Raw genomic sequence first — 14428 nt, forward strand, 5'->3', positions numbered from 1 at the left:
ACTTATTACAGTTGCTCCTTTTACTTTCTTATAACACATCAGATCGTGTATATACAAAATCTGATGTGTTTACTTTTATTCTACGCTTGTTTCTAAAGCTACATCCGTATAGGTATTATCATCACCTATATTTAAAATTACTTCACATTGACGCAATCTCAATTCAAAGAGCATGATAGAATCATGATAGATTTCAGGATTTGATTTCATCTTATGTAACATCTCTTGTTTTTCTTGTATTTCTAAATGCGTGTTTTCTACAGCCTGCTTTAAGGAGTTAAAGGGATTCCTAAAGAATATATTAATATCTCGCTCTTGTGTGTTTTCAAACAGCTCAAATTGCAAGAAAAATTTCTTCATAATAGAAGCCGTTACTTCAGTATAATCTTCATTTTCTACATACTGTTTATATTTGTTATATAGCATAGATTTATTTTTAGGAAGAACTCCAAATAATTTACCGGCACTTTTCAGTAAAAATTGTGCTGGCGTAAATCGACGTAAAATATTTACTTCATCCATTTGTATTTTAGTCGTCATCCTGTCAGTATCTCTGCGCCAGTCATCAAGCACTTTAAAGTCACATTCTAACTGTATTCTATTTTCTCCAAATAGTGAATTAAGCCCTTCACTAAGTTCTTCTAAATACGTTTGACTTTGAAGAAGCTCATTATTAGAAGTTGCAATCCAATTTTGCATAGAAAGAGCAAGATTAGGTAATACAGTTTGTTCTAAATATTTATACACTCTTTCATTCATTGCTTTATTTAGTTCCGTATCCATGTGCCCGAAATCACTTTCTTCACTAATTAAATTAGAACAGCTCTTTAATATCTTCGGAATATTTTCGGTAAGATCATTTGTAATTTCAGTCTTCATTGAACGATATGATTGTGTAATGAAATGAATTTTTTCCCTCTCAAATGCAGTAAGGTTATTAATGCTACCGTTTAGTTTCACTAGCATATCTTCATTCCAATTAATAGCATCCACCAGATTATTTTCTTTCTCAACACGTTTATCCAAAAGATATGTAATTGTTTTTCGAATGAAAAATAATAACTTTTCAGTACGTTCTGCATCGATATTTTTATGATTAAAGTTAAAATGAATAAACTCGATTAGACCATTTAATTGTTGACTACTTGTATATAACGAGGAATAAGGGAAAATTCTCGCATACGGGAAATATGTATTTATTCTCGTTGCCGTATCATGTAATACCCTTTTCACTTCTGCTTCACTGTAAATGTTATCGATTTTATTTAATAAGAAATGAATTTGTAAATTTGGCGTATGTTCTTGAATACTTAATAGAATATCACGTTCTTTATCAGTAAAAGGTGAATCCGCATTCAATACGAATAGTAATTCGTCTACAGAATTTAAATATTCGAATATCTCATCTCTAGTGTCGTTATTTCTATTAAAGCCAGGTGTCACTACAAATGTAAGTTTATTTTCATTTAAAAATCTGCATGGTAATTTAAATTCAACACACGCTCTATCTCTATATGTTTGATGGTGCTGAGACATCATATTATGGTAATCAGTGATATCTTCCGTTGTTGTAATTGCTGAGTCTGTTATAGCGTTTATTTCTATATGAGCATCATTTTTTAAAACTACTACATTTGAAATTGATTTTTCTAATATATTTTCTCCTAATATAGAGTTAATAAATGTAGTTTTTCCGTTTCCTGAAGTTCCCGTTACTAAAATACGATTTGTTCTTAAATCTGCGAGCTCGTCAACTAACCACTTAAATCGGTGACCTATTTCTATATTCTGCTTTTGTGCCCACTGTGTAATAGATTCAAAAAGGTGTAAGCTGTACTCTAAGCCATTTACATGATTAATAGAATGTGACAGTAAGTTTTCCGCATGTTCTATATTTGCTGAATCTATTTTGGAAGGGAAAATCTCATCCCATGCCAATACAGCTGCAGATGGAAATACAGCATAAGATGGATTGACTACCTTTAACCAGTTTGCTAACAGATTTGGTATGATATCGTCTAATTGTCTAAGCGTATATTGACCTTGAATTAATGCAAAGTACGTTTCTTCGTAAAGAGCAGAAACTTTGTTCCATATATCGGACGAATGTATTTCAATATGTAAGAAAAATTCATTTATTGTATTAAGCCATAATAAATAATTTGGTTCATCTTTATAACTGTTCCAAAGTGATGAAACCATTTGTGTAAATTGTACTTGATCTACATTATTTAATGTAGCTAATGCATCATAAAAATAGTCTGGTGAAATATGTTTAGTAAACCCTTTATCGATATATCCTTTTAACACCTCAAACCAAGGATACGATTCTATTCGAATTAACTCATTCACAGCAAGCTCTACTGCACTATCAAAATCTTGCTGTTCCTCATAAAAGGAACGGGCAATTTTTGTGACATTCGGATAATCAGGATTTAAAGAAACTGCTTCTTTAATAACACCGAAAGCTGAGTCAAAATTATTTTGCTCAATGTAAAGAGAAAGTAATTGTAGTCTAATTTCGGTCATCAATATTTTATTATCAGTAGTAATGGAAGTATAAATATTTTCAGCATCTGGTAATTGATTAAGTTCGAAATAAGCATCCGCAATATTTTTTTGTGCCCATGGTGCTAATTCATTACTAACCTTCTCCCATTTAAAAATAGCTGCTTCAAAATCTTGATAACGATAATAAAATTCACCTTGCGCAAAACGAATATAAGACCCATCAGAAATCTCATTTTTTTCTTCGTTTACATAAGCTTGTCCAAGTACGTCAAGAGTTGGTTTTGTTTCATTCTCCATTAGGAACGTTTCATAATACATCTTTTTTATTAATTGTTTTTCTAATCTCATCTTTTCCCCCACTATATCTTGAAAATAAATTTTTAAGATATGTCAATGCTTTTTGTATGTATGCTTTTTATCTTAACAAAGAATATCTTTTGGAAAATTTCATTTTCCTTTCATTTTTCAAGTTAGATTGAATTTTTATGAGAAAAGTTTCAGTTTTTTTTCAATTCCCTTTCAGTTATGAAACAGCATTAAATGTTCCTAATAACCTAATAACACTATAATATTCCACATTATATTATCAAGAAAACCCCATATAAACCATATTATAAAAACAATCTATATTGAATTTATATGCATAATTCACTGTACTATCAAACAAAAAAACAACAATAGGAGCCAACAGCTATTCATACCATTTCTTTCTTAAATTGTTTTCCTTTAAAATGTTTCAGTAGTTATGTAATTAAATTCCATTAACCTATATAAATAACTAGTCCAAAAAATATCTATATGCATATCATGTTATAGTAAAGAATTTAGGAGATCCTAAAAGGAGGCATTTTCATGTTTGAAGATAAATCTAAAATAAATTACCCATATGAATTTACTGAAACTACAACAGTTCCTCTAAAGAACCCCATTGACAAAAAATTCAAGAACGGTACAGATACACATAACTTCCCAATTAAGAAGCACTATAAAGAGCAAGTTCTATACACTGAAAAAATCAATAATAATCAAAATAAGTAATTGTATAGATCCTTATAACAATTAGCCAAATAAGAAGCAACATTTAACCATCCATAATTATTTGGTTAGTAATGTAGAAATCTTTATTATACAATTCATGCACCTTTTAAAAAGTGCTGTATACAGCGCTTTTTTATACATAGATAAATTTAAGCTAATGCAACCAAGAAATAAACTGTAAAATTACTTCAGCATATTCTCGTTTAACTATTAAATCTACATATTAAAAGGGAGCAACAGTAAATGTTGCTCCCTTTTGAAATGTAATCTATTCACTCTACATAACCCTCTTAAACATCTTCTCCAACTCATAAGTAGAATGATGCACAAGAATCGGTCTTCCGTGTGGGCATGTGTATGGGTTTGTTGTTGTACGAAGTTCTTCCAGTAAAGCAAATATTTGATCGTTCGTTAAATATTGATTTGCTTTAATGGATGCTTTACAGCTCATCATGATAGCTGCTTCTTCACGTAACTTCTTAATATCAACTTTTTTTAGTTTAACAACTTGCTCCATCATTTCATCGATAATTTCTGTTTCTTGTCCTTTCGGGAACCACGTTGGATGCGAGCGGACGATAAAGGATTGATGGCCGAATTGTTCTAAAAATAGCCCGACTTTTTTTAGTTCTTCTAACTGTTCTTCGACACGTAAAAATTCAGTAAGAGATAGATCAATACGGTACGGTACAAGTAACTCTTGTACTTCTTGCGCTACCCTTCCTACTTTATCACGGAAGTATTCATAATTAATACGTTCCTGCGCAGCATGCTGGTCAATCATATATAAGCCTTTATCATTTTGAGCGAAAATATATGTTCCATGCATTTGTCCAATTGGATAAAGCGGTGGTAAGTCATTCCCGTTCATTTCAATCTCTTTTATTTCCCGAACTTCTTCTTCTAATTCCTCTAGTTCAAAGTCCTCTTCATTACTGTCCCACGATTTCTCTTCTTGAATTGGTTCTTCGATTATCGGTTTAGTGGATGGTTGCCAACTTTGTTCTTCTCTCACGAGCGACTGTGGTGGTTGCCATTCTTGCTTCGGTGGTTGCCAAAGCTGCGCTGGCTGTTTCACAGTCTGCGGTTCTTCTTGTTTTGCATCCATGCCAGTCGGTAAAATGATGTCCGGCATAGATGGTTCTTTCGGCTTCGCATGCTCAAACTGGAACTGTTCTTGCACACTTTCGTCTTTTTCTTTTTTCTTCGTTGTTACACCTGCATCTGGAATAAGCTGTATTTTTTTAAATGCAGCTTGCAATGTTTCTTCGATCAGCTTTAGCAATTCTTGTTCTTTACTAAAACGAACTTCTAACTTCGCTGGATGTACGTTAACGTCAACTAGCATTGGATCCATTTCAATCGATAAGAAACCAATTGGATACCGGCCAACTGGCAGTAATGTATGGTATCCTTGCTGAATTGCTTTCATTAATACAAAGTTTCGAACGTAACGACCATTTACAATCGTTGACATATAATTACGAGATGCTCTCGTTACTTCTGGTAATGTTACATAGCCTTTAATTGTAAAGTCTAAAGATTCGGCTTCAATTGGAACAAGCTTCTTCGCAACTTGAATACTGTAAATCGATGCAAGTACTTGTCTTACATCACCGTTACCTGACGTATGAAGCAATTTCTTTTCATTATGAAACAGTTTTAACGATACCTCTGGATGTGACATTGCAATACGATACACGATATCTGTAATATTTCCGAGCTCTGTATGAATGGTTTTCATATATTTAAGACGCGCTGGTGTATTAAAGAATAAGTTTTGTACTGTAATATCTGTTCCTTTTCGGCTCGCAGTCTTCTCTTGCTTTATAATGTCTCCACCTTTAATAATAAGGTGTGTACCAGGCGCATCACCTGTGCTAGTAATTAATTCTAATTCACTAACTGAGGCAATACTTGGCAATGCCTCACCGCGGAAACCGAGTGTTCTTATGCGGAACAGATCGTTTTCATCTTTAATTTTACTCGTTGCATGGCGTTCAAAAGCGACGATACAGTCTTCTTCTGCAATACCATCACCGTTATCAATGATACGAATTTTCGATAACCCAGCTTCTTCTAAGTGGATTTCAATAGATGTACTATTCGCATCGATAGAATTTTCCACAAGTTCTTTTACGACTGAAGCAGGGCGCTCTACTACTTCCCCTGCCGCAATTAAGTTAGAGAGTTGGTCATCGAGTTTGCGAATTTTCCCCATCTACTTACTCATCCTTTCTTTAACTTTTTCTGTAAGCGATACAATTCGTTCATCGCTTCTAAAGGTGTCATATCAAGTAAATCGATTTTTTTAATTTGCGCCAGTACTGCTGTTTCTTTTTGATCTAGCAGAGGCTTTTCTTGTTTCTTCGAAGACTGTTCTCCTCCAAAGAAAGATAGTTGCGATTCTTCTTCAGTCTCTACTTTCGTTTCCTGTATTTCTGCTATTTCCTCTTTTACAACTACAGGTTCTGGAGCAGCTTCTTGTACTTTTACTTCTACTCGTTTTGGAATAATAATTTCTTCCTGTCCTTCTAGCTGTGCTAACACTTCTTTCGCACGAGCGATTAGGCTATCTGGAAGCTCCGCAAGTTGCGCAACGTGAATTCCGTAACTTTTATCAGCTGCTCCATCTTGAATTTTATGAAGGAATACTACTTTTCCATTCTCTTCAATTGCTGAAACGTGTACATTTTTCAGTTGATCTAAACTCTCTTCTAACACCGTCAATTCGTGATAATGCGTAGAGAATAACGTTTTTGCACCAATTTGGTCATGAATATGTTCAATAATCGCTTGTGCAAGTGCCATACCATCATACGTAGATGTACCGCGTCCAATTTCATCGAATAAAATTAAACTTCTTTCTGATGCGTTTGCAATTGCATTTTTCGCTTCTAACATTTCGACCATAAATGTACTTTGACCTGAAATTAAATCATCCGCTGCACCAATTCTCGTAAAGATTTGGTCAAATACAGGTAATACTGCTTCTGTTGCTGGTACGAAACAACCGATTTGCGACATAACCGTTACAAGTGCTAATTGTCTCATATACGTACTTTTACCAGACATGTTCGGACCTGTAATTAAAAAGACATCCATATTCTCTGGCATAATACAATCATTCGGTACATACAATTTCCCGTTCAATACTTTTTCAACAACAGGATGACGACCATCTTTAATAAAGATTTCGCGCTTCGTTGTCAGTACAGGTTTTACAAACTGTTCTTCTTCACTAACTGTCGCAAAACTTTGCAGTACGTCTAATTCACTAATTACTTTCGCTAAATGTTGTAATTTCGGAATAAATACTTTTACTTCTTCACGAAGTGCTGTAAATAAATCGTATTCTAGCTGTACAATTTTTTCTTCAGCTTCTAAGATTAACGTTTCTTTTTCTTTCAGTTCATCTGTAATGAAACGTTCAGCATTAGCAAGCGTCTGTTTACGCTCATAGCGACCTTCTGGAAGTGCTGCAAGATTCGCTTTCGTTACTTCAATGTAGTAACCGAAAATACGGTTGTATCCGATTTTTAATGATTTAATTCCGGTAATATCACGTTCTCTTTTTTCAAGCTCAGCAATCCACGTTTTCCCGTTTTTACTAACGTAACGATATTGATCAAGCTTGTCATTATAACCATCTTTAATAATATCTCCATCTTTAATCGAAAGCGGTGGGTTTTCTTGAATACTTCTTCCTAGTAATTCTGTTAAGCTTTCACATGGATCTGCACCTTGAATTAATCTCGATGCATAAGCGTTATCTAACAAACTAATTGCTTCTAAAATAGCTGGTACTTGCAGCAATGAACGTCTTAATTGTAATAAGTCTCTTGCATTTACGTTACCAAATGCAACTTTTCCTGCTAAGCGTTCTAAATCATATACTTCTTTTAACTTTTCTTTTAAATCTTCACGTAAGAAGTAATCATTTACAAACGTTTCAACCATTTCTAAACGCTCTTCAATTCTTTCTTTCTGTATAAGTGGACGTTCCATCCACTGTTTTAACATACGACCACCCATAGCTGTTTTCGTCTTATCCAATAACCATAATAGTGATCCTGTTTTCTCTTTCGTTCGAAGTGTTTCTGTCAGTTCTAAATTCCGCTTTGAATGTACATCAATTTTCATAAATTGATTCGTATAATAAATTTCTACTGGTTGCAAATGATCTAAAGAACGTTTTTGTGTTCTTATTACATAGTTAAATAAGCGTCCAACTGCTTTAATTAATTTTGCTTGTGAAACATTTTTCACAAGATGTTCTAATCCTTCCGGAATTGCCGTTGCATCTTCATACGAAATCGTCATTTTCAATGTTTCAGTTAACTTGTTTAGTTCATCTTTAGAAAATGAAGAATCAACAACAATTTCTTTCGAACCAGTTGCATACACTTCTAATAAAATATCTTCTACTGAACCAGTCAATAACGTTACTGTATTTTGTCCAGTCGTTAAGTCGTTACAAGCTAATGCATACGATCCATCTTCAAAATGTGTTAATGCGGCTAAGAAGTTATTTTCTTTCTCATCAATTGTACGCCCTTCCATCATCGTTCCTGGCGTAATTAATTGTACTACTTCACGACGTACTACACCTTTAGCTGTTTTCGGATCTTCTACTTGCTCACAAACAGCTACTTTATATCCTTTTTCAACAAGTTGTTCAATATAGTTTTTAGCCGCATGATACGGTACACCGCACATTGGTATACGTTCACTACTACCGCCATCTCGGCTCGTTAATGTAATTTCAAGTTCATGAGCTGCTTTTACAGCATCCTCAAAGAACATTTCATAAAAATCGCCTAAGCGAAAAAATAAAAAGGCATCTTGATAATCTGCCTTAACCTTTAAATATTGCTGTATCATAGGCGTATATTGAGTCATACTTTTCCTCCATAATTCTTACATGATAATCTATTTTCATATATGTCGCATTTCACGGACACTCTTATCTCCTATTTCAGGAGTCTTTCTTCATTATAACATATTTCATAAAGAATCATGTTCATTCAGCGCCACTTATGTAAAGTAAAAAGCTAGGAAGAACTTCTCCCTAGCTTTCTATTACTCTTCTTCTGCATCAACGATAAAGTTCGGATCTAATTCTTCAAATTCATCATCAGCAATTTGGAAATCATCATCTGATTCTACGCAGCCTTCAGGATTTACACTTACACAAATTTTCGTTTCTCCAACTACTTCTGTTACAAATTCACGTTCTACAGTTACAACAATTTTATTACCATTTGGTGATACAAGTGCTTCTAAACAATTTGGCGGCTGAATAACACGAGCAATAATTTCTAAATCGTCACCAGAAAAGTTTTTATCACGATAACCAATACTTACTTCGTCCGTATAGTTCACACGTTCTGTTACAACTTCAGTCTTTGTATTTCCATCAAATGAATACCAAGTGTTCACATCATAGAAACCTTCAATTTCCACATGTTTTCCATTCTTTCTTGCTTCGTACGAGTGGTTAATTACCCAGCACCCTAAAATACTTGTTGGCTCATTATTCGATTCACATGTATGCGTTGACTTTGTATACTTACGTCCTTTTCCAACCACTGCTTTTGTAATAATCTCTCTAAATTCGGACATTCGTAACCCTCCTCAATCACTATTCACTTAATCATATGCGTGACAATAGCGGAATGTGTCATTCTTTTTTTGAGAAGAACTTACGTTTAATCCACAAAAAAAAAGAGATGTCAATATGACATCTCTTTAACAACCACAATTTCCTTTTTTACTTTCTACCGCTGCGCCAGTTTCACCCTTTAGTACATCGCCACCAGTTGAAATTAATATTTCATCTGTTACGTTGTTAGAAATTGTACTAGCAACTAACTGTAATAAGTCATTTACGTATGTTTGTGAAGATTTAAATTGTTGTACGACTGGAATACTGTCTAACTTATCTTGCAATGCATCAATTTCAGCTTCTACCTTTTTTAAAGCTTCCCATTTCCCGTAATGTTGCAAGTTTACTGCTTGTTTTTGCAGTGCTTTAATTTCATCGATTGCGCGCTTTACATTTTCATTTTTATGAATTTGCGCCTCTGCTTTCTTAAAAAAATCAACTTCTTCTGTTTCAGAAATCATTTTTGCTAATTCTTTCGCTTGTTCAACAATGTCATCTTTCGAATATACTTTCATCTATTATTTCACCTCAATCGGCTCTTCAACTAATTCCCCGTTAAGAGACCAAGTTTTTGCTTCCGTTATTTTCACTTTCACAAGCTGACCAATTAAAGATTTTGAAGCGACGAAGTTTACAAGTTTATTCGTACGAGTATAACCTGCAAGTACTTCCGGATTATTTTTACTTTCCCCATCAACTAACACTTCTACAATTTGACCTTTGTAACGACTATTCTTTTCAATTGCCAACGTATTTACTAGTGTATTTAAGCGCTGAAGACGTTCTTTCTTTACTTCCATCGGTACATTATCTTTCATTTTTGCAGCTGGTGTACCTTCGCGAGGAGAATAAATGAATGTAAAGGCAGTATCAAACCCTACTTCACGATATAACGACATCGTTTCTTCAAATTGCTCATCTGTTTCATTTGGAAAACCAACGATAATATCTGTTGTTAATACTACATCTGGAATTGCTTCTTTAATTTTTCTTACAAGTTCTAAATAATGCTCACGCGAATATTTACGTGCCATAATTTTCAGCATATCTGTACTTCCAGATTGAACTGGTAAATGGATATGTTCTACTAGGTTGCCACCTTTTCCAAGCACTTCAATTAAGTGATCATCGAAATCACGTGGATGGCTCGTTGTAAAACGAATACGGGCAATATCAACTTTACGAAGTTCGTCCATTAAATCGCCAAGACCGTATTCTATATCTTCAAAGTCTTTACCATATGCATTTACGTTTTGTCCAAGTAAAGTAATTTCTTTATAACCATTTGCAGCTAAATGACGAATCTCTTGGATAATATCTTCTGGACGTCTACTTCGCTCTTTTCCGCGTGTATACGGTACAATACAATACGTACAGAATTTATCACAGCCATACATAATATTTACCCAAGCTTTAATATCACCACGACGTACTTTCGGAAGGTTTTCAATTACGTCACCTTCTTTTGACCATACTTCAACTACCGTCTCTTTCGAGAACATCGCATCTTTTAGAATGTACGGTAATCTATGAATATTATGCGTTCCAAATACCATATCTACATGCTGATTTTTTTGCATAATTTTATTTACAACAGATTCCTCTTGAGACATACAACCACATACACCAATTAAAAGGTCTGGATTTCTTCGTTTGAGTGACTTTAAATGGCCTAGCTCACCAAACACCTTATTTTCAGCATTTTCACGAATTGCACAAGTGTTTAATAAAACTACATCTGCATCCTCAGTTGAAAAAGTTGGTTCATATCCAAGTGCTGTGAAAATACCTGCCATTACTTCCGTATCATGCTCATTCATTTGACAACCATATGTACGAATATAGAACTTTCTTCCTGTACCAAAATTGCGAAACTCTTCAGGTAAGCCAAAATCCCGTTCAATTTTAACTTCTTCTTTCCCACGCTTTTTCGCATCCTTTAAGGAAGGTGGTTGATATACACTTTCAAAGTATTTACTATAATCTTTCTCTTCTTTTTTCGTAGAGGAATTTGCTTGTTGACTTGCTAATCGTTGTTGCTCGTTCATCGGTAATCTCCTTTCACCCTTAACTATACACACTCTATAGTCCATTTTAATGCGCTTAGACTCACCTCAAAAATGGTTAGATAGCTTGAGAGATAACTTGTCCTTTGAAACTTGAGTAATCAATCTAATCATTCATAAGAATGAAGTCTTCCCCACGCAAATAGACATTCCCTTTTTATCATTTCTTGTTGTCCTACCCAAAAGCATATTGCTTTATCCCTATAAACATTACCATAGTATGACGTGTTTCGCCAATCTTAACAATACAAAGGCCTTTTATTACCTTACATTTCATAAGCAATGAACTTGCCATTTTCATACAACGATTTATATATTATTTTATCATTCTGAATTTTCTAAGTAAATAAGGCTACCCTATATTTTGTACATAAAAAAAGGTTGCCAAATCGGCAACCTTTTTTTCTTACATTACATAAATTCAGCAACAAGCTCATCAAACATTTTCTGATCCATATTTAAATCAGATTTCACTAAAGGCTCTTCACTATAGCCTTTAACAAGTTCTTGATATGATGGTTGCTTAGTATTTTGATAAATTAACCCTGTTACTAAACCGTTATTTTCCATTAAAGTTTGCATAGCCATCATGCGATTAGATGGATCATATCCCTCTACTGTGCTTAGTTTCGTTAAGTTCTCTTTAAACCAATCGTAAGTATTTACTTTATTGTAAGTAACACATGGGCTAAATACGTTAATTAATGAAAATCCTTTATGGTTAATACCAGCTTCAATAATTTGTGTTAATTCTTTTAAATCACTCGAAAAGCTTTGCGCCACAAATGTCGCACCAGCTGTTAAAGCCATTTCCATTACATTTAGTGATGGTTCAATTGAACCTTGTGGTGTGCTTTTCGTTTTAAATCCAGCTTCACTACGTGGTGAAGTTTGCCCTTTTGTTAATCCGTAAATTTGGTTATCCATTACGATGTACGTAATGTCGATATTACGACGAATAGAATGGATTGTATGACCCATACCAATCGCAAATCCATCACCGTCACCACCTGAAGCGATAACTGTTAAATCACGATTTGCCATTTTCACACCTTGTGCAATTGGAAGGGCACGACCATGAATACTATGCACACCATATGAATTAATATAACCTGAAATACGGCCTGAACAGCCGATACCAGAAATAACAGCAAGTTCATCTGGATTTAGGCCAACGTTAGCTGCCGCACGTTGAATTGCAGCTTGCACTGAGAAGTCTCCGCAACCTGGGCACCAGTTTGGCTTTACACTGTTACGAAAGTCCTTAAATGTTGCCATTTAATACAACCCCTTTTTTGCATTCGTTGTAAATCTCTTTCGGCAAGAATGGGTTTCCATCATATTTTAAAAGACTAGAAATTTTCTCACCATTACCAAGATTCATTTTCATAATGTTAGCAAGCTGACCTGTTGCATTGTTTTCTACTACTACAACACGCTTCGCCTTTTTCACAAGTGGATCGATTTCAGCTGTTGGGAACGGGTGAATTAAACGCACATGAGCATGGTTTACTTTCATACCCTCTTGTTCTAAACGCGTCATTGCCTCTTCGATCGCACCACGAGTTGAGTTAAATCCAACAAGCAATACGTCTGCTTCTTCATGCTTAACATTTTTATAAACAGGGGTATTAAACTTCAAGTTCTCCATTTTACGGAAACGTTTGTCCATTTGATCTTTACGGTTTATTGCTGATTCCGATGGTTTTCCAGTTTCATCATGTTCTACACCTGTAACATGGTGAACACCATTTTTCATACCAGGTAAAACACGTGGTGAAACGCCGTCTTCTGTTACTTCATAACGCTTGAAGTATGCTTTATTTTCACGTTCTGGTAATTCTGCTTCTAAATCAAGCTTACCACGACGAATTTCCACTTTATCTAATTTAAGTGGTTCTACTGTTTGTTTTCCTAACGAAAGCTGTAAATCTGTTAAGAAAATAACAGGAACTTGATATTCTTCAGATAAGTTAAATGCTTCTACAATGTCATAGAAAGCTTCTTCAACTGTACTTGGCGCCATTACGATTTTGGGAATTTCACCATGCGTACCGTAAATCATCGCCATTAAGTCAGACTGTTCTTGTTTCGTTGGTAATCCTGTACTTGGGCCGCCACGTTGTGTATCAACAATTACTAATGGGGTTTCTGTAATACCTGCTAAACCGATTGCTTCCATCATTAATGAAAGACCAGGACCAGCAGATGCCGTTAATGTACGAACACCAGCATAGTTTGCACCGATTGCCATTGTACAAGCTGCGATTTCATCCTCAGTTTGGATTACTGTTCCGCCGACTTTCGGTAATTTTTTAATTAAGTATTCCATAATTTCTGATGCAGGTGTGATTGGGTATGCTGACATAAAACGAGCACCACCAGCTACCGCACCAAATGCGATTGCATCGTTTCCAATCATAAACATGCGTTTTTTACCATCAGCTTTTTCAAGCTGCATCATGTTTACTTTCTCACCTAGTAATTCTTTCATATATTGAGAGCCGCGTTTAATTGCGTCCATATTCTTTTGAACGACTTGCTCTCCTTTACGACCAAAGATTTCTTCAACAACATCTAAATAAGCTGTTTCATCTAATCCTAATACTGCACTTGATGCTCCAACAGCAACCATGTTTTTCATTAATGATGTGCCTAATTCTGAAGCAATATCTGTAAACGGTATCACATATAGATTTACATCTGTATTGTCAGGTATTGTTGGATTAAATTTCGCATCCGCAACTACAATTCCACCTGGACGTAGTTCGTGGAAATTAAAATCAATTGTTTCTTGGTCAAAAGCAATTAAAATATCTAAATCATCTGAGATCGCTCGTACTTCTGTTGTACTTACACGAATTTTATTATTTGTATGGCCGCCTTTTATACGTGATGAGAAGTGGCGGTAACCGTATAGGTAATATCCTAATCGGTTTAATGCAATACAGAAAATTTCTCCTGTACTTTCAATTCCTTCACCTTGTTGGCCTCCAACTTTCCATGAAAGTTGACTAATCATCTCCTACACCCCTTTTGGCTGCATTCATTGTAGTGTATTTTTTTACAGTAATAGTTTAGCATTTTTTATGCAAATAAACTACAACGGACGCAAATTATGCCTCTTCTGATTTCCCTGAATCTT

General features: G+C 34.7%; 9 protein-coding genes. 1 reads left to right on the forward strand and 8 read right to left on the reverse strand.

The genetic code is table 11. The features are described from left to right. Positions 1-75: 75 nt before the first annotated feature. Positions 76-2859 (reverse strand): dynamin family protein, encoded by a 2784-nt coding sequence (locus tag MKY21_RS18860; RefSeq protein WP_341077152.1) that lies wholly within the window; start codon positions 2857-2859, stop codon positions 76-78. A 504-nt stretch (positions 2860-3363) separates the two neighbouring features. On the opposite strand from MKY21_RS18860, the gene MKY21_RS18865 reads away from it, so the two are divergent. Then, a complete protein-coding gene (locus tag MKY21_RS18865) occupies positions 3364-3549 on the forward strand; it encodes a hypothetical protein (RefSeq protein WP_000461136.1) in 186 nt (61 codons plus the stop codon). Positions 3550-3826: 277 nt separating this feature from the next. On the opposite strand, the gene mutL is transcribed toward MKY21_RS18865, so the two are convergent. From mutL to MKY21_RS18900, 7 genes are all read right to left on the reverse strand, one after another. Then, complete coding sequence (gene mutL, locus MKY21_RS18870; protein ID WP_000516456.1) at positions 3827-5770, reverse strand: DNA mismatch repair endonuclease MutL; 1944 nt, start codon at positions 5768-5770, stop codon at positions 3827-3829. Positions 5771-5778: 8 nt separating this feature from the next. Then, the gene (mutS, locus tag MKY21_RS18875; protein WP_000196027.1) at positions 5779-8451 is read right to left on the reverse strand and encodes a DNA mismatch repair protein MutS; all 2673 of its coding nucleotides are present in this window, start codon (positions 8449-8451) and stop codon (positions 5779-5781) included. Between the two features lie 180 nt (positions 8452-8631). Continuing rightward, the gene (cotE, locus tag MKY21_RS18880; protein ID WP_001288799.1) at positions 8632-9174 is read right to left on the reverse strand and encodes an outer spore coat protein CotE; all 543 of its coding nucleotides are present in this window, start codon (positions 9172-9174) and stop codon (positions 8632-8634) included. A 126-nt stretch (positions 9175-9300) separates the two neighbouring features. Then, positions 9301-9732 (reverse strand): RicAFT regulatory complex protein RicA family protein, encoded by a 432-nt coding sequence (locus tag MKY21_RS18885; protein WP_000870461.1) that lies wholly within the window; start codon positions 9730-9732, stop codon positions 9301-9303. A 3-nt stretch (positions 9733-9735) separates the two neighbouring features. Next, on the reverse strand, positions 9736-11265 hold the full coding sequence (gene miaB, locus MKY21_RS18890; RefSeq protein WP_001005388.1) for a tRNA (N6-isopentenyl adenosine(37)-C2)-methylthiotransferase MiaB: 1530 nt from the start codon (positions 11263-11265) through the stop codon (positions 9736-9738). Positions 11266-11694: 429 nt separating this feature from the next. Next, complete coding sequence (locus MKY21_RS18895) at positions 11695-12561, reverse strand: 2-oxoacid:ferredoxin oxidoreductase subunit beta (RefSeq protein ID WP_000190155.1); 867 nt, start codon at positions 12559-12561, stop codon at positions 11695-11697. Beyond that, complete coding sequence (locus MKY21_RS18900; protein WP_000625417.1) at positions 12548-14305, reverse strand: 2-oxoacid:acceptor oxidoreductase subunit alpha; 1758 nt, start codon at positions 14303-14305, stop codon at positions 12548-12550. The genes MKY21_RS18895 and MKY21_RS18900 overlap by 14 nt, the downstream gene beginning before the upstream one ends. Between the last annotated feature and the right edge of the window lie 123 nt (positions 14306-14428).

The sequence above is a fragment of the Bacillus sp. FSL R9-9497 genome, from assembly GCF_038005805.1.
GTDB lineage: Bacteria > Bacillota > Bacilli > Bacillales > Bacillaceae_G > Bacillus_A > Bacillus_A cereus.